Raw genomic sequence first — 17,532 nt, 5'->3', positions numbered from 1 at the left:
TCGATCCCGCTCTCTTTTTAATTTTCCAAAACTGATTATACAACTTATCATTATAATTATAGGCAAAAACAGTGGAAAAAGGAAAGAGTTTGGCTTTTCCACCGAGCTCTTTCCTCTTCCCTTTTAATCTCTTATTCATTACCCATCAAGTAGTCTAAAGCTGCTTCATATTGAGTGTCATTTTCTTGAATGAGTTCCCGTAAAGAATCAATTAATGCGTTAGCCGTTGGTCCTGAAACTGTTCCAGTCACTTCCAACTCTTGCTCTTCTTGGAAAGCTCTCACTGCTTCTTCCGTTGGTTCATCAAATACCTCATTGACTTCTCCAACGTCATATCCAAGTGCATCCAGAATCCCTTTAATATTCCTTACTTCCTCTGAGACGTCACCCACTTCATAGGTTTCTTCAGGGTTGATAAGAAGGAAGTTTTGATATTCTGGCATAGCCACTTCACGATCAGGTTGAATGCCTACTTCATTTATCCAATCCCCATTAGCCGTCAGCCATCGTCCAGAAGTAAATTTAATTTCACCACTACCCGTTAAATCACGAATACTTTGAATAGTTCCTTTACCAAAGGTTGGTGTGCCAATCAATGGAATATCAGCAGATTGACTCATCGCTCCTGCTAATATTTCTGAAGCACTGGCACTCCCGCCATCAATGAGAAGAACGGCATCCCCTTCAAATTTAAACTCGCCATATAGGTCTGAATTGGCTAGATAAACATAAGGTTCCTCATCCCTGGTTTGAGTTTGCATAATTGGCTGGCCATCTTCAACGAAGATATTAGATAATTCCAATGCGGCCGTTAGTAAGCCACCTGGGTTACCTCTAACGTCAAATATAAAGTCTTCAGCACCCTGGTCTTGGAGAGTCTCTATCGCTGTTACTAACTCTTCATAAGTGGGTTGATTGAAATTAGTAATTCTAACGTAACCAATGGTTGGATCGGTTTCATCCAATTCGAAAACCACTGACTCCACAGGAATTGAATCTCTAGTTATCGTCACAGTGAATTCACTGTCACCTCTTAAAATGAGTAAGTCAACTGTCGATCCTTGAGGGCCGCGGATTAAGGCAACTGCCTCGTTTAAAGCCATATCAGCAACGGATTCTCCGTCCACTTCAACAATGTAGTCATTAGGCATAAGCCCCGCTTCTTCAGCAGGAGAGCCGGCAATAGGAGAAACAATGCGTACATATTCGTCTTCTTTCATCACTTCTGCACCGATACCTTCAAACGATCCTTGAATATCTTCATCCATAGAAGTCACTTCTATTTCATCCAAGTATTCGGTATAGGGATCTTCAATCGCATCGGCCATGCCTTCCAATGCGCCTTCAATCAATCCTTCTGAATCCAACTCTTCAAAATAATGAGTCATCAGTATAGCATATAACTCTTCTAATGGTTGAAAATCGACTGACTCAGTGGCTGGCGTCCCGGCCGGACTATCTAACACGGTTTGATTTCCAACTGGTTCTTGTTCATCTGGAGAAGCCCAGACAATCACGCTAGCGACAGCTACAATAGCTATGATCATGACCGCGAGCAAAGAACCAATGTAAACGGACATACTGACTTTTTTAGTCTCTGATTTATTTTCCGGTTCCTGGTGCATGTTTCTCCTCTTTCCTATATAAGGGAATTAGTTCGTTTCTTCCATTCGAATGGCGGTTTCAAGAGCAATAATCATCATATCGTTAAAAGTTGTTTGTCTTTCTTCAGCTGTTGTCTCTTCACCAGTTAGCAAATGATCACTGATTGTCAACAAAGCCAACGCTCTCTTATTGTATTTTGCAGCTAAGGAATACAATCCAGCTGCTTCCATTTCTACAGCCATCACACCGTAATCAGCCAATTTTTGTTTGTCTAATTCTTGATTATAAAATCGGTCAGCACTCAATACATTCCCAACTCGAATGCTCATGCCTTTCTCTACTCCAATATCGTAAGCATGTCTTAATAAGTCAAAGTCAGCAATAGGAGCAAAGTCAACTTGGTTATTAAAAATATGACGGTGTATACTCGAATCAGTTGTAGCGGCTTGTGCTAAAACAACATCTCTAATTTTAATTTCTTTTTTCAATGCGCCTGCAGAACCGACACGAATTAAGTTTTCGACTCCGTAATCCTGAATTAATTCTTCTCCATAAATCATCACAGAAGGAATACCCATTCCTGTTCCTTGCACAGAAATCTCGACCCCTTTATAAGTACCAGTAAAGCCCAGAGCGTTTCGAACGCCATTATATTGTTTCACATCTTCTAAAAATGTTTCTGCAATGTATTTCGCACGTAACGGATCTCCTGGCATTAAAACTGTTTTTGCTACTTCACCTTTTTTAGCTTCGATATGTGTACTCATGTATATTCCCCTTTATCCTATTTATTTTAATCGTTGGTTTCTTTATATAACCTAAACGCATCATCAAAAACGGTCATCGACTCCAAATAGTCCCCGCTCATTTCTAAATACCTGGAAATCTCTTCATAACTTTCTGATTGCTTTGGAAATGATCCATCTTTTTCGGCCGCATTAGCAAACAATGTTAATGCGTCTTTTTTATATGGATCCCTGTGAGTCATTAAATAATGATAAAACGGTCGTCTCATACATCCATCTCCTACGATTGAGATTCTACCCATTGCTGTCTTTGTTCTTTCTCAGCGGCATACGCTCTCGGATTCTTTTTATAGAACTCTTGATGTTCTTCTTCTGCAGCATAAAATGGGCCTGCTTTTTCAATAGTCGTGACAATCGGCTGGTCATAACGACCACTCTTACTTAACTTTTCTTTTGATTCTAAGGCGAGTCGTTTCTGGTCCTCATTATAATAGAAGATAACCGGTCGATAACTGTCTCCTCTATCCATAAATTGACCCATTGCATCTGTTGGATCAGTCAAATTCCAATAGATGTCCAACAACTCTTTGAAAGATACTTGTGTTTCATCATAGGTAATTAAAACCGCTTCAGTATGGCCCGTTTCTTGAGCTTTTACTTGCTCATAAGTCGGATTTTCTACATGACCACCTGTGTAACCCGAGAGAACGTGTTCTATACCTTTCATTTCTTCAAAAGGCTGGACCATACACCAGAAGCAACCTCCGGCAAATAATGCTTTTTCCACTTATTCAAATCCTTTCCTAAACACACCCAATTAAATGATATAAATTAAGTCTAGTATATCATCTTACAGCTTCTTCTGGCAAAAAAATAGTTACGGTGATATCATCATCTTCTAAATTGACTCTCTCCATAGACAGAGATGCACCATTTTGAAGCTCGAACTCATTAAAAGCAACTAATACATAAGCATCTTCCGAGTTTATTCTCACCCAATCAGGGAGATCAAGTTGTTGGCTTAATATATTCATAGTTAGCGATAACGGCAGTTCAAAGGATGCTAATTGAATAGATTGGGCTCTCAGTTGAAGGTTTCCGTTTTCCATAACAAATGGCTCCATCGCTAGAGAAAAATCAACAGAAAAACCAAAGACTTGAAGCGCACCCTCTAAGAGAACGTTGTCATCTATTGTTAGTGTGTATTGTTCGAAATCGTCTCCCATTTCTTCTTCAAGGTACACATTAATTAACTCATTTACTTGATTTGACTCACTTGTCAATTCAAAGGACCATCCATCATTTCTAACCACTGTTTGTTGCTGAGTCTCAGTCGTTGTGTCAATTGGTGTTGGCTGCAAACGGTAAACTAACCAAACCACCAACCCAATGTTTAGAGCTAGTAATAATAAGAAGGCCCACATCCACCCTCTGCTTTTTGTTTTGGTACTTCTGTTCCCTCTGGAATCACTCAAGCATGTCTCCTCCTTGTTAAAATCAAAATGTTTTGTCTTTTATAGATTTATTTAATTATGTTATACTAACTAACAAGAATAAATAGCACAGTTTCTATGATAGTATACCAAATTTTTGAATACTCGTACAGAAACGAAAGCTAAAGGAGGTATCATATGACTAATGTAAATGTAGGGAGTATGCTTTCCCGCAAGTATCTCATCTGGAACGAGGTACTTAATGCTGTAACTCATGGGATAGGCGTAATATTGAGTATCATAGGATTGCTTTTTTTAATCCAAAAAGGTTTAGCTCTAGGAGGAACACTTGAGGTTGCTTCCTATACTATATACGGCAGCACATTAATCTTGCTTTACTTATCCAGTACACTTTACCATAGCTTGACCTTCACAAAAGCGCGATATGTTATGCGCATCATTGATCACTGCAGCATTTTTTTATTAATTGCGGGAACCTACACGCCGTATACCTTGATAACGATTGGCGGTCGCTTGGGCATAACGTTAACTGTTATCATTTGGTCTATAGCCTTATTTGGAGTTATCTATAAAACGGTTTGGTTTAAGAAACTTCAAGGCTTATCATTGTGGCTTTACATAGCCATGGGTTGGATTTCCATCTTTTTCCTTAGCTATCTCTACAAAGGTTTAGGTACTCAAGGATTCTTATGGCTAATGGGCGGAGGAGCATCTTTTACAATCGGCGCCTTGTTTTATCGGTTAAAACACGTTAAATTCATGCACGTTGTGTGGCACTTGTTTGTTCTCACTGGTACCATATGTATGTTCTTCTCAATCTATTTCTATACCTTATAATTAAGAACACGATCAGTTAGTGATAAGTGGGGGTCCACTTATAACGGCTGATCGTGTTTTTTGTTTACTTATTTTTTACGTCTAAATACTTGGAATGTGTGTGGGTATTTATTTTTATCATCCACAACACCTTGCGTTTCTTCTATTAACTCAAACTGTGAATAATCTATTTCAGGAATGAACGTATCCCCTTCAAAAGATTCGTGAATGACTGAGCGGTATAGTTCGTCTACTTCATCTTTAAACATCTCAAATAGAGAGACCCCACCGATAATGTGCAGCGGTTTGTCACTTGCTTTAGCATAATTTAAAATCTCTTCTTTCGAGTGATAAACGATGGTTCCCGGTGCATCGAATGACTGATTAGTCGTTAGGACAATATTCTCTCTATTTTTAAGTGGAGGGTTAGGAATACTATCGTAGGTTTTACGTCCCATGACGACATTTCCGGTCAATGTGACTTGTTTAAAAAAGGCCATATCAGCTGGCAAGTGCCAAGGTAGCGTTCCATCTTTTCCAATGACTCCATTTTCGTCTTCTGCCCATACAAATGTTATCATAGCAACACGTCCTTAATTAATTGTTGTAAGCAACTATATAATTGTATATAGAAACACCAAGCTTTTTATACAGCTATGGGTGCTTTTATTGCTTTGTGCGGATGGTAATTTTCTATAACGATATCATCCATTTCAAAATCAAAAATACTCTTGTCTGTGTTCAGTTTTATGGTTGGAAATTCTTTAGGCTCGCGACTTAACTGCTCATTAATTTGATCAAGATGGTTCAAATAAAGATGCGCATCACCTAACGTATGAATAAATTCGCCAACTTGTAATCCCGTCTCTTGAGCCACTAGATGCGTCAATAAAGCATAACTGGCAATATTAAAAGGTACCCCTAAAAAGACGTCACCACTTCTTTGGTATAGTTGGCAACTTAGCTTGTCTCCATCCACATAAAACTGAAACAAGGTATGACAAGGTGGAAGTGCCATCGATGGGACTTCCTCCGGATTCCAGGCAGAAACAATATGTCTACGGGAATCTGGATTTTGTTTAATATTTTCAATAACATCTTTGATCTGATCAATAAAGCCCCCATCTTTTGTCTGCCAGGCTCGCCATTGAGCACCATAGACATTACCTAAAGAACCATATTTTTCAGAAAAAGCATCATCAGTCAGTACTTTTTCTCTAAAGGCTGCCATTTCATTATCGTAAACTATTTTAAATTCAGGGTCAGCTTGTGAACGTAGTCCGAAATCAGTCATGTCTGGTCCTTTATAATCCTCACTTTTAACATAGCGCTCAAAAGCCCATTCATCCCAAATGTGGTTATTGTTTTCAAGTAAAAAGCGAATATTGGTGTCCCCTTTAAGGAACCAAAGTAGCTCACTTTTAATTAATTTGAAAAAGACTCGTTTAGTTGTCAATAACGGAAAGCCTTTTTGTAAATCAAAGCGCATTTGATGCCCGAATATAGATTTCGTTCCAGTGCCCGTCCGGTCGCTCTTTTCTGTGCCTTCTTCTAATATCTTTTTAGCTAAGTCAAGGTACTCTTTCTCCATGGTGTCCACTCCTTAGGTGTATTGGGCCAAATATTCCCATCGGCTATATTTTTCCTCAAGTTGTTTGCTCAGTTCAGTTTGTTTTTGAGTTAACTTAGTTAAGTTTTCAAAATCAGAGGTGATGTGACCAATCTCTTCTTGTACAGTCTCCAGCTCCATTTCAAGCTCTTCAATATCTGACTCGATGGTTTCCCACTCTTTTTTCTCCATGTAAGTCAGACTCGTTTTTTCTTTTACAGTTGATTGAATAGTCGCTTTGTCACTTATGGTTTTCTTAGTAAGTGCGGGCTGAGTCGCCTCTTTTGCATCATCTAAATACTCAGATAGTTTTTTATAACTTTCTTCAATCACACCATTGCCTTGGAAGACCAATAATTTAGTCGCAATTTTATCCAAGAAATACCTGTCGTGTGATACAGCAATAACTGCTCCAGAGAACTGTTGAATATATTCTTCTAAGATAGTTAAGGTCTGGACATCTAAGTCATTTGTTGGTTCATCTAGCAGTAACACATTAGGCTGCTGCATCAGTATTTTAAGCAAATATAAGCGACGTTTTTCTCCACCTGATAAACGATTAATAGGCGAGCCGTGCATGGAACGATTGAATAAGAAGCGTTCTAAAAGTTGAGATACACTCACTGACGTCCCGTCTGCCAGCTGGACCTCTTCCGCAATCTCTCTTAAATAAGTGATGACTCGCTTGTCCTCATCAAATTCTTCGTTCGTTTGCTTATAGTATCCAATTTTAACTGTTTCACCGATTGACAATACCCCACTATCAAGTGCCTGCTCTTGGGATAGAATATTCAAAAATGTTGTCTTTCCCGATCCATTCACACCTGTAATGCCAATGCGATCAGTCTGTTGGACTAATAAGTTAAAGTCTTTTAGTAAGGTCTTATCGTCCAATGACTTCGTTGCTTCTTCCAGTTCTAAGACTTTTTTTCCTAATCTGGAACCCGCTAACTGTAGTTCTAGTTCTGATTTCACTTGCTGGGATTTGACTTGTTGCTCGATATCAGAAAAGCGGTCCTTTCTTGCTTGCTGCTTGGTTCCTCTTGCCCGAACCCCTTCACGCATCCATGCTAATTCTTGCTTGTATAACTGCTTTTGCTTATGGGCAATATTCTGATTGGTTTCTTCTCTTTCTGCTTTCTGCTCTATATACTGTTGATAGTTACCTGTATAGTGCTCAAGTTTTCCATTCTCCAGTTCCACAATTTGATTGGATACTCTGTCGAGGAAATAACGATCATGAGTCACCATTAATAAAGACCCACGGTAACCTGACAAATAGGTTTCCAGCCATTCAATCATTTGAAAATCCAAATGGTTTGTCGGCTCATCCAGTATGAGTAAGTCGGGTTCTTGTATCAACACTTGAGACAAAGCAGCTCGTTTTTGCTGGCCTCCGGATAACTCCCCTACTTTTTTACTGGTGTCTTCTAAGCCTAATTTGTTTAAGATCGATTTGGCACGAACACTGACATTCCAAGCATCTTCTTGGTTCATTCTCTTTTCTGCTGAGGTAAAGGCTTGCTGAACGCGTTCGTCCATAGGATTGTCTGCCAACCGTTTCAGTACTTCTTCATAATTTCTGGCAGCTTGTACCATAGGAGAATCCCCATCGAAAACCACTTCAAGTACCGTTTTTTCAGAATCTAAATCATTCGTCTGACTCAAATAACCAATGTCATAGTCTCCAGGTTTTGTAATCATACCGGCATCTGGTTTAACTTCTCCAGCTACAATTCTTAAAAAAGAGGTTTTTCCGGTGCCATTTACACCGATTAACCCTATTCGTTGATTTTCTTGTATCGAAAAGGATATTGAATCAAATAGCGTTTTAATTCCATAAGAATGTGTTAATCCTTCAACTTTCCATTCTTTCATTGTCATTCTCCTTAACATAGACTCCACTATAGTTTAGCATATTGACGGCCTCTTTTTAATCTTATTTCATTTATTCATTGATAAATCAACGGCTCGACTTGCCAACATCCCTTGAATCGTTGACTATATATAGGTTATCCTTTATACTTAAAGATGTAGAGAGCTTAATTAGGTCTCATTTATAGGGGGAAAACGATGACTATAGGTACTGTTAAATGGTTTAACAATCAAAAAGGTTATGGTTTTATTGAGTACGATGATGAAGAAGATGTGTTTGTACACTTCACTGGCCTCACTATGGAAGGATACAAAGCTCTTAATGAAGGACAGACTGTAGAATTTGATATTGTCGAAGGATCTAGGGGTCCTCAGGCAACGAATGTCGTCGTTATTGAAAAAGAATCTGAATAGATTATACTTAAGGTCAGAACTCTATGAGTTTCTGGTCTTTTTTTATTCTAAATGAGGTGATGTGTCTATGTTAAAACTTTATAGTGATGCAGCCGTATCAACTAAAGACCAATTGGCGGGTGCTGGGGTTATTGTTGTAGGTGACGGTCTTCACGAACAATTGTCTTATCCCCTTCCCCAGGCTATCGACAACCACCTAGCTGAACTACATGCCTTTTTGTTGGCAATAAAGTGGGTTTTAAGCAACCAAAAAGCCAACCAATACATCCAGTTTTATACAGACAGCCAGTTAGTCGCACAGTCATTACAGAAGGCATTTATTAAAAAAAGTGACTATAAGCCTGTTTTTAAGGAGATTTTAAATCATTTAACTCTTTTAACTCTATATGATGTGACATGGGTTCCTGAAAAAGAAAATAAAGGCGCAGATAATTTAGCTAAACAAGCTTTGGCTAAACAAAGAAAGTCGTCAAAATAAAAACGGGTTAAGAGATAAATGATTCACTCTCTCGACCCGTTTTTATTTTACAATAATTCTTTTCTGAGATCTTCCGGACTCTTAGGTGACAAGTAACCTGGTGCAATATCAAACACTGTTTTTGCTCCGTAGGCTTTTTCCTTAGCCAATTTAGCTGCCGCTCGAGCAAAAGCAATCGCTACGGCTGCTGTAAATTCAGGGTTTGACTCCAAATCCAGACCGAACTGGTAAACTGAAGTCGTCCCTTCTGACGTTTGACCTTGTCTTAATACAGTACCCCCATGAGGCATACCCGTATGATCCTTAGCAAAAGTCTCTTCATCAATAACATTCACTTCTGTTTCGTAGCCTTCAAAATAGTCTGGCATCGTGACGATGGTTTCTTTTACACTCTCTTCATTAGCTCCATCTTCTAACACGACATAGACCACTCGTTTATGAGCAGATAACTTGTTATAGTCAACTGTCTGTTTTGCTTTTACAGCCTCCACCATCTCTTCTTTTGGTACGGTATACTGAACAGCGTATTTTACGCCTTCCACTCGGCGGACAGCGTCACTGTGTCCTTGACTTAAACCAGGTCCCCAGAAGGTATATGTCTTCCCTTTTGGTAGAATCGCTTCTGCAAATAATCGGTTCAAGGAAAACAAACCTGGGTCCCAACCAGTAGATAGAACGGCTACTGTATTGTTTTCTTTAGCCACTGCATTTAATTTATCATAATGATTTGGAATTTCATTATGGTTGTCATAAGTATCCACTGTATTAAAGCGTTGAGCTAATTCAGGCGCTTGTACGGGAATATCTTTTTGAGACCCACCGCATAAAACGAGAACATCCACCTTGCCTTTAAAGGACTCTAATTCATCCATGGTGTACGCCGGAGAATCAGTATCGAGATCCTTAGGGTTTCGTCTTGAAAAAATACCGACTAATTCGAGATCTTCGGATTGTTTAATACCTGTCTCTACGCCTTTTCCTAAATTACCGTAACCGACTATTCCCACTTTGATTTTACTCATTTTATCACTTCTTTCCTAAAATTTATCAGCTCTTGGCTGGCAGCACAATGAAGCAGTTAGTTAATGAATGATTCTACCTTCCTATACCACTCACCTGATTAATTATAATACAAATTGTCTGTTGGATAAACTGGATCGTTTGTCAAATCGATTCCAAGCATTCTCAAAGTTTGTTCATTTTCGTGATTCATAATTACGGTCGAGTGAGCTTGGGCTTCTTTTAATAATCCAAGTTTACTATAAGCAACTGAGGCAGTCGGATTCGTTACGGCTGAAATTGCTAAGGCAATTAATAATTCGTTAGCTGATAAGGTGGGTACTTTGCTGTTCAATTCATCCGTTTTTAAGGTCTGTATGGTTTCTAGAATCATCGGTGCCAACAAATCAATTTCATCCGCAATGTTTGCTAATGCTTTAATACTGTTCACAATGGCCGCTGCTGACGCATCCATTAATGGCGTGGTTCGTCCAGTTATAATCTCTCCATTAGGCAATTCAATTGCCATAACTGCTTGCAGATTAGCTGCACCTAACCGTTCTTGAACCTTAAGGGCATAATCTCTAGCCGCTTTTACAGGGATTCTATCTTCTTTCTTCAAATCTGATTCTTCTAAGATTACTTGAATACGGCGAAGGGTTTCATCATCAGCTGTTCCGATTTTATAATCATTTTCAACATGGAAGGCACGCCTTATAATCTCTTGTCTAGATGCTTCTATGACGACATCATCATCTGTAATGCCTGATTTGATACGGTTAACCCCCATATCTGTTGGGGATTGATAGGTTGATTCCTTACCAGATATTTTCTCTATGATTCTTCTGATGACCGGGAACATTTCCATATCTCTGTTGTAGTTAACGGCCACTTCACCGTATGCTTCATAGTGGTAGTTATCTAGCATGTTGACATCTTTCAAGTCAACCGTAGCCGCTTCATAGGCGATATTAACAGGGTGTTTTAATGGTAGATTCCAAACAGGGAATGTCTCAAACTTAGCATAATTCGCTACTCTTCCTCTAGCATATTCATGGTAAAGCTGATTGAGACACGTCGCTAATTTTCCGCTTCCTGCTCCTGGACCAGTGACCATGACGATAGGTTTAGTTGTTGGAATATAATCATTTCTCGCAAAACCATCTTCACCCATGATTGTCTCTACATTTGTTGGGTAGCCTTCAATCGATCGGTGAGTGTAGACTTGAATGCCGTTACGCTCTAATTTTGACATAAATATTTTAACATTATGTTGATCTTGATACCGAGTAATGAGTACACTGTTAACCGGAATACCATACGCTCTGTATTCATCGATTAGACGTAACACGTCTCTGTCATAAGTAATCCCATAATCTCCACGGACCTTAGCATTCTCAATGTCCCCTGCGTAAACACAAATAATGATTTCCGTTTGATCTTTTAAAGTTGCTAGTAATTTCATTTTAGCATCTTCGTCAAAGCCTGGTAACACGCGCTTAGCATGCTTATCACCAATCAGTTTGCCACCAAACTCTAAATAAAGCTTATCGACGGTGTCAACTAGCTCTAAAATATAAGAAGACTGCTCCTTAAGGTATTTATCTGTATCAAATCCTATTTTCTTCATCCTCGTCCTCCTGACTGTTAAATCACTTCTTTATATAGTGTACCACTAATCATTCTTAAGATTAATTTCCTTTTCAATTATAAAGCTTTAAAGGAAATAAACAAGCACGACAGAAAAAAGACATTGAGAGGAATTCTCAATGTCTTTTCTTCACACTAACTGTTTAAAATAAACGGATAATAAATATGTTTCTGTGGGAGTGATATTAAACTTTCGCTTACTGGCCATAAAAAAGATAAATGATCTCGTTATATCAATCACTTCTTTATTCGTTTCCGGAGGCAAGTGCTTGTCTGTTGTGTGCTGCTGGTTGGTATCGATTCGTTTGAGTAAAGAAACCATATGATTCCAAAAAAGAATCGTTGTTTTATCTGTATCCAATTCTTTTTCAGACAAAAACTGCTCGATTAACTGAATGTCCTTAGTGTATTCCTCTGTCGACAGGACATCATTTTTTAATTTGTTGAATTTTTTTGTCCTCATAATATGACACCCGCCTTTTGTATCAATTTTCACCTCTACTCTATCATAAACGGGATAGAATGTTATAAAGGACGCTTTATGATAAAACAACCAGTCGACGACTGGTTGTTTTTATATTAATGGTTAATCATCTTTTTCTACTTAGTGATTCAAAATGTCACCTGTTTTTGCATGAATATCATACTCATATTCATAGTTGCCAGAGTCAAATGCGCTTCAACACGTTCGGTTGTGGCAATTTGCATTTCTAAATGACTGATGCGTAATCCTAACTTCTCATATTCATGGAGTATAGAGCCAATCAACTGTCGCCTAACAGCATCGGGTTTTATTAAAACAAGTGCCTCTTCAACCATTTGAACCACTCCTTTTTTGTCAAGTTATAATCTTTAATCCTGTTAAATGAGTACCTTTTGATTCTTTCCTATATAAGTAGACATCATACTAAATATGACTGTACTTAATGCGCCGATGACAGCAATAATTAATATCATGTTGGGATCAGAAAAATTATTAATAGCTACTGCAAAGGTAACTGCACCGTTCTTTTGTCCTCCGACAAAGCCTGAAGTCAACTTCATTGATTGACTTGAATTTTTCACTTCGATGAGATAGCCACCTAAAAAGGCGAGGACGACTAAGCCAACCCCAGTGACTACAACACCACTTCCGATTAACTGAATCAACTCGGGAATGAGCCCAATCATCATTCCATAAATAGCGACATTCATTAGTATTTTTTGTGCTTTTAGAATAAAAGGTCGAATCGTGTCGACAAATGACTCGAAAAACAACCTCAAGCCCATACCGATAAGAAGAGGCAACAGGATACTGGTCACTAAACTCTGTACGAGTTCAAACGACGTAATGCTTGCTCCTTCAATCATAAAAGGAAGCAGTATCGGAATCACCAATACTGTCATGAACGTTAGTAATATCATTGAGGTGACAGCATAAGTGCTTCTTAATTTAACTTCCATCATAAAGGCGATGACTGTAGAGGCTCCTGCGGTGAGAAAGAAAATAGTCAATCCATTCGTATACAATGGATCAATAGGCAACCACTGAAGAACGAGCCAGACACCAATAGGAAGCAGTATATTATTGTATATTATTAACCTGAGATAAAATCCCCAATTTTCCTTTGCCGTAAGAAAAATAGTTTTTGGGTGCTCACTTAATCCGGAATTGAATACAAACACAAAAATAAATATCGGCATAGCAAAACTACTAATGTCATAAAATGAGATTAAATAGTGCAGATAACAAAGACATTCAATTTCTCCTTTACTAAAATTTACTATACTCATACATTACCTTACTTTTGCTTTTCATTGCAAGCACTTACTCTTTATAGGATATGTTAAAATAATACAAAAAGAGCTTTTCGTCCACGAGTCATCATGGGAAAAAAGCTCTTTTTAGATTAATGAATCGATTGTGTTAAAAGTATCACCAATTCTTTTACTGTGATGATGCCTAAAAATGCATTGTCTTGAGTTATAACAATACTTTCATATAATTTATCACGTGTTCGACTCATAGCCAATCTGGATAGAACGGGTAAAGGCGTATGACTATCTACAGATAAAAACTCTGTATCGAGATACTCTTGATAATGTTTTAGTTGTCCTAATTTATTTTTTTCATTGTAGAGGTTAACTACATTCTCTCTACTTAAGATCCCCACTGCCTGCTCGCCATCCACTACACACACGGCTTGTTTTTCGGGTTCTTGTATAAAAGAAATGTAACTATCTTTAAGGTTATCTTCCATCGAAGCGATACCCATATCGATAGAGCGATTAGGCGTTTGTAAAATGCAATAGATTTCAGAAGTATGAGGGTTACTCTTTATATTGAAGTCCTTAATCAAACTAATCATTTGCGTAGCAATAGGATGAATAATGTCATCGGGCTTTTGTATGAAATAGCCTTGTCCATATTGAACACCTATTGATATTAAGGCAGCCAGTTCCCCTTCTGTTTCAATGCCTTCTGCTATTAATGACATATTGGACACTTTAGTTAAGTCTGCCATTGCTTTAACTAGAGCAAACTTTAGTGGATTCGTATCAATGTTTTTTGTTAATTGTCAATCTAACTTTAAATAATCGGGTTGAACTTCACTAATTAAGTTTAAACCAGAATAACCTGCACCGACATCATCAATAGCAATTTTGTAATTCTGATTTTTGTAATACGTTAATAACCGTTGAAACTGATGCATGTCCATAATCATGTTTTTTTCTGTAATTTCATATACAATGTTATCTGGATTCAAACCGTACTGTTTCACCAATTTACGTGTATAGTTTTTATCGAAGGCGTCATCATGAATGATAATTGGATTAACATTCAAAAATAGTTTAGGTGAAGAAGAGGCATTCATAAATGTTGAAGCATGTTGAATGGCTTTCTTTCGACAGAGTGCTTCAAGTGCCCATGCTTTATTCCCTTCACTAGCCACTTTAAATAATTCCTCAGCATCTTTTATTATGCTGGGTTCAGTGATTCTAGATAATGCTTCGTATCCGACTACTTGACCATCTTTTAAAGATACTATCGGCTGAAAAACGGGTTTTATCTGTTTGTTCTCTATAATGACATCTAGTGCGGAGGATAAAGAGTTGCTCATATGTTAACCTTCCTTCAATTGAAGAATATTATATAATGTGAAAGTCATGTCGATTATGGTACATCATCTTAAAAAACTAGTGAACACTAATACATTCATCTTGTTATTTAGAATGGGATACTTGTATTATACACTTTCTATCTTTTCCTTCAATGAAACATCGGATTAACTATCAAATTTTTACTACTATTTGACTTATTTTCGTCATGATTTAATTAAACAAATATTAGCTACTATCCAAATATAATGAGAACCATTGTCACTCTTTCAACAGTATGGTAGTATGGCTTTTATTTGTATCTTTTTTTTATGAATGGAGTGAGAGGGTGTTAACGAATCCTGCATTACTTTCGGTCATCGTTATGATCGGATTATCTTTATTAAAACTGAACGTCTTACTAGCTTTGATTATCGCAGCATTGGTTGGTGGTTTGGCAGCTAATATGTCACTAACTGAAACAATGACTATTTTGCTTGGCGGTATGGGTAATAATGCTGAAACAGCACTAAACTATGTGTTGCTCGGAGCCTTAGCAGCCGGGATTCAAAAATCTGGTGCGGCAAAAGTCCTTACACAAAAATTATCCAAAAGTATAGATGGTACGGGAAAAGTGTTGGTATTTATCATTGCTTTAATTAGTACGTTCTCTCAGAACGCGATTCCTGTACATATTGCATTCATTCCTATCTTGATACCTCCGTTGATTGGTATTTTTAATAGACTGAAATTAGATCGACGAGCAGTGGCTACTGCATTAACGTTTGGTTTAAAGGCCCCGTATGTCTCCATACCTATAGGCTACGGTTTAATATTCCACAATTTAATTAGAGACGAGATGGCTTCGAATGGTCTTCAAATAGGGGTTAACGATATTTGGCAAGTCATGTGGATTCCTGGTTTAGCAATGGTCGTTGGTTTACTAATCGCTGTATTTATAACGTATAGACAACCTAGGGAGTACTCTACATTAGATAATGTCCAGTCATTGGAAAAACAAGCGGATGAAACAGACGTTTATTTTAATAAAACCCATTTTGTTGCCATTTTAGGTGCATTAAGTGCTTTAGTCGTTCAATTAACTCTTGGCTCATTAATTTTAGGCGCCATATTAGGCCTGTTCATTATGCTTATAGGTGGTGCAATTAAATGGTCAAGTATGGATGAGATGATTAATAGTGGTATCGGAATGATGGGCTTTATTGCATTTGTCATGCTTGTCGCTTCAGGCTACGCCGACGTCATTCGTGCAACTGGCGGTGTGGAAACCTTGGTTGACTCTGTTATTGCCATTATAGGCGGTAATCAGTTTATCGCAGCGGTCGGTATGATTTTCTTGGGCTTACTAATTACGATGGGTATTGGTACATCATTTGGAACGATTCCAGTGATTACCGCTATCTATGTCCCCTTAGCTATGCAATTAGGCTTTAGTCAGCTGGCTATTGTATTAATTATTGGTTGTGCAGCTGCTTTAGGCGATGCGGGTTCTCCGGCTTCTGATAGCACACTTGGACCAACAGCTGGATTGAACGTGGATGGTCAACATGATCACATTTGGGATACATGCGTGCCGACCTTTATGCACTTTAATATTCCCATAATGATTTTTGGTGTTATTGGAGCGATGATTCTTTAATCACAAATTAAAAAGGCAACAGGAATCAGTTAATACATGATTCCTGTTGCCCTTTTATTTTTACGTCTATTTATCCAACCAGCGGAACGCTCGCTTTAGTTCGTCCGTTCCGTTTTTATCATACCAGCGTCCATGAGCAAGTATGATTTTATCCGGCTCCCAAGCCAACATCTGCTTGTAGCTTTCTCTAGCTAATTTTTTATTACCAATGAATGACGCGCGGTAATCAATGGGCGTCTTGCCATCAGGGTCTTTAATCCCCGCAAGTGAATAAAGAGCTCGCATCCAAGGGCTATTCACTTTTTCTGCTTCCACATTTTCTATTAAATCCGTTAGAATCAATGTCTTGCTTTTATGATGAAAGAAGACCACTTCCTGAACCACTCGTCCCCCTTTGAATAGCAATTGACTGATGTCTTTTCCCCATTCCTTTGGGGCATCATCTGTCAACGCTTCATCAAAAGCAACAGGGATGTTTTGACTGCTCGCTCGCTTCTCAACTCCTGGACTTGACCATGCAATTGCTTCGGGATAAATAGCCTTCCAATCTTTAATAAATGCATAATGTATTTTATTTGGAGAGATAAGGTGTTTAACTTTCCCCAGATTATTCACTTCATCAATTAGCTTCTTGTCTGGAGCTATAGGCGAATGAACCCAAAGTGATTCACCACTCAATTTAACTACTGTCATACGGGTGGTAAAAGGAATATTAAATGGGCCAGCTTTCATATGAATCATCTCGCCATCCGCAATCCAAATCGACTCATCCACTTGTTTTAACGTGTTGAGTGGTTGATAGGACTTTAATTTATTCTTACCCATTTGATTCCTCCTATTTGTTGGTATTATTTCAACTGTGCCCACTCCTTGGTTAACATGCCGTAAATACACATATCGACGTATTTCCCGTTTAGAATCTCATCAGCCCGGCGCATGCCTTCATACGTAAAGCCTAGTTTTACTGGTATTTGTCTGCTTTTTCGATTGTCTTCAGCAGCCCAAATGTGAACCTCCCATCACTAAAGTGACGGGCTTCTTGGGTCGTAGTCACTTTTACTAGCTGACCAAATATACCAAGCTCAAAGGGGTGAACCCTCCCCGTTGTTTTTTACCTTACTAAATTGAGTAAGTTCTTACTGGCATTA

Annotated in this window: 19 protein-coding genes and 1 pseudogene; 4 read left to right on the top strand and 16 right to left on the bottom strand. The window is 38.3% G+C overall.

Going from position 1 to position 17,532, the window contains the following annotated elements:
* Window positions 1-131: 131 nt before the first annotated feature.
* Genes C3945_RS07380 through C3945_RS07360 form a run of 5 tightly spaced genes read right to left on the bottom strand, consistent with a single transcriptional unit; the run spans window position 132 to window position 3,826 of the window.
* Complete coding sequence (locus C3945_RS07380) at window positions 132-1,625, bottom strand: S41 family peptidase (protein ID WP_161879057.1); 1,494 nt, start codon at window positions 1,623-1,625, stop codon at window positions 132-134.
* 27 nt (window positions 1,626-1,652) lie between these two features.
* Entirely contained in the window at window positions 1,653-2,372 is a 720-nt protein-coding gene (deoD, locus tag C3945_RS07375; protein WP_161879056.1) for a purine-nucleoside phosphorylase, read from the bottom strand.
* Window positions 2,373-2,398: 26 nt separating this feature from the next.
* Window positions 2,399-2,620, bottom strand: a complete 222-nt coding sequence (locus tag C3945_RS07370) for a YozE family protein (protein ID WP_161879055.1) — start codon at window positions 2,618-2,620, stop codon at window positions 2,399-2,401.
* 11 nt (window positions 2,621-2,631) lie between these two features.
* Window positions 2,632-3,138: a peptide-methionine (S)-S-oxide reductase MsrA gene (gene msrA, locus C3945_RS07365; protein WP_161879054.1), complete on the bottom strand. Its 507-nt coding sequence runs from the start codon at window positions 3,136-3,138 to the stop codon at window positions 2,632-2,634.
* A 58-nt stretch (window positions 3,139-3,196) separates the two neighbouring features.
* The gene (locus C3945_RS07360) at window positions 3,197-3,826 is read right to left on the bottom strand and encodes a YpmS family protein (protein ID WP_161879053.1); all 630 of its coding nucleotides are present in this window, start codon (window positions 3,824-3,826) and stop codon (window positions 3,197-3,199) included.
* A gap of 156 nt (window positions 3,827-3,982) precedes the next feature.
* Between C3945_RS07360 and trhA the strand changes: the two genes are divergently transcribed.
* Complete coding sequence (gene trhA, locus C3945_RS07355; protein WP_161879052.1) at window positions 3,983-4,642, top strand: PAQR family membrane homeostasis protein TrhA; 660 nt, start codon at window positions 3,983-3,985, stop codon at window positions 4,640-4,642.
* A 68-nt stretch (window positions 4,643-4,710) separates the two neighbouring features.
* Here the strand turns inward: trhA and C3945_RS07350 are convergent, their stop codons facing one another.
* The 3 genes from C3945_RS07350 to C3945_RS07340 all read right to left on the bottom strand — a co-directional run bounded on the left by C3945_RS07350 (window position 4,711) and on the right by C3945_RS07340 (window position 8,108).
* A complete protein-coding gene (locus C3945_RS07350; protein WP_161879051.1) occupies window positions 4,711-5,202 on the bottom strand; it encodes a dihydrofolate reductase in 492 nt (163 codons plus the stop codon).
* 65 nt (window positions 5,203-5,267) lie between these two features.
* On the bottom strand, window positions 5,268-6,212 hold the full coding sequence (locus C3945_RS07345; RefSeq protein WP_161879050.1) for a thymidylate synthase: 945 nt from the start codon (window positions 6,210-6,212) through the stop codon (window positions 5,268-5,270).
* Window positions 6,213-6,224: 12 nt separating this feature from the next.
* The gene (locus C3945_RS07340) at window positions 6,225-8,108 is read right to left on the bottom strand and encodes an ABC-F family ATP-binding cassette domain-containing protein (RefSeq protein WP_161879049.1); all 1,884 of its coding nucleotides are present in this window, start codon (window positions 8,106-8,108) and stop codon (window positions 6,225-6,227) included.
* Window positions 8,109-8,303: 195 nt separating this feature from the next.
* Between C3945_RS07340 and C3945_RS07335 the strand changes: the two genes are divergently transcribed.
* Together C3945_RS07335 and C3945_RS07330 are read left to right on the top strand one after the other, a co-directional pair.
* Window positions 8,304-8,519 carry a cold-shock protein gene (locus tag C3945_RS07335; protein ID WP_161879048.1) on the top strand — a complete coding sequence of 72 codons (216 nt, stop codon included), beginning with the start codon at window positions 8,304-8,306 and terminating at the stop codon, window positions 8,517-8,519.
* Between the two features lie 67 nt (window positions 8,520-8,586).
* Entirely contained in the window at window positions 8,587-8,997 is a 411-nt protein-coding gene (locus C3945_RS07330; protein WP_161879047.1) for a ribonuclease HI family protein, read from the top strand.
* A 47-nt stretch (window positions 8,998-9,044) separates the two neighbouring features.
* Here the strand turns inward: C3945_RS07330 and C3945_RS07325 are convergent, their stop codons facing one another.
* The 7 genes and pseudogenes from C3945_RS07325 to C3945_RS12095 form a co-directional block, all read right to left on the bottom strand.
* Entirely contained in the window at window positions 9,045-10,019 is a 975-nt protein-coding gene (locus tag C3945_RS07325) for a diaminopimelate dehydrogenase (protein ID WP_161879046.1), read from the bottom strand.
* A 98-nt stretch (window positions 10,020-10,117) separates the two neighbouring features.
* Entirely contained in the window at window positions 10,118-11,626 is a 1,509-nt protein-coding gene (locus tag C3945_RS07320) for a DUF1846 domain-containing protein (protein ID WP_161879045.1), read from the bottom strand.
* Window positions 11,627-11,776: 150 nt separating this feature from the next.
* Window positions 11,777-12,109: a hypothetical protein gene (locus C3945_RS07315; protein ID WP_161879044.1), complete on the bottom strand. Its 333-nt coding sequence runs from the start codon at window positions 12,107-12,109 to the stop codon at window positions 11,777-11,779.
* 149 nt (window positions 12,110-12,258) lie between these two features.
* Window positions 12,259-12,465, bottom strand: coding sequence for a nucleoside-diphosphate kinase (locus C3945_RS07310; RefSeq protein WP_161879043.1), 207 nt, complete (start codon window positions 12,463-12,465; stop codon window positions 12,259-12,261).
* A 42-nt stretch (window positions 12,466-12,507) separates the two neighbouring features.
* Window positions 12,508-13,329 (bottom strand): bile acid:sodium symporter family protein, encoded by an 822-nt coding sequence (locus tag C3945_RS07305; protein ID WP_161879042.1) that lies wholly within the window; start codon window positions 13,327-13,329, stop codon window positions 12,508-12,510.
* A gap of 206 nt (window positions 13,330-13,535) precedes the next feature.
* Window positions 13,536-13,886, bottom strand: coding sequence for a CBS domain-containing protein (locus C3945_RS12100; RefSeq protein ID WP_337249273.1), 351 nt, complete (start codon window positions 13,884-13,886; stop codon window positions 13,536-13,538).
* Window positions 13,887-14,036: 150 nt separating this feature from the next.
* Window positions 14,037-14,747, bottom strand: a pseudogene (locus C3945_RS12095) (EAL domain-containing protein); the annotation flags it as partial.
* Between the two features lie 326 nt (window positions 14,748-15,073).
* On the opposite strand from C3945_RS12095, the gene C3945_RS07290 reads away from it, so the two are divergent.
* Window positions 15,074-16,384, top strand: coding sequence for a Na+/H+ antiporter family protein (locus C3945_RS07290; protein WP_202623315.1), 1,311 nt, complete (start codon window positions 15,074-15,076; stop codon window positions 16,382-16,384).
* A gap of 66 nt (window positions 16,385-16,450) precedes the next feature.
* On the opposite strand, the gene C3945_RS07285 is transcribed toward C3945_RS07290, so the two are convergent.
* The gene (locus C3945_RS07285; RefSeq protein WP_161879039.1) at window positions 16,451-17,209 is read right to left on the bottom strand and encodes a DUF4336 domain-containing protein; all 759 of its coding nucleotides are present in this window, start codon (window positions 17,207-17,209) and stop codon (window positions 16,451-16,453) included.
* Window positions 17,210-17,532 lie beyond the last annotated feature (323 nt).

It is taken from the genome of Alkalibacterium sp. MB6, assembly GCF_009935905.1.
In the GTDB taxonomy this organism is placed as follows: Bacteria; Bacillota; Bacilli; order Lactobacillales; family Carnobacteriaceae_A; genus Alkalibacterium.
This window is presented reverse-complemented; position numbering and strand designations above follow the sequence as displayed.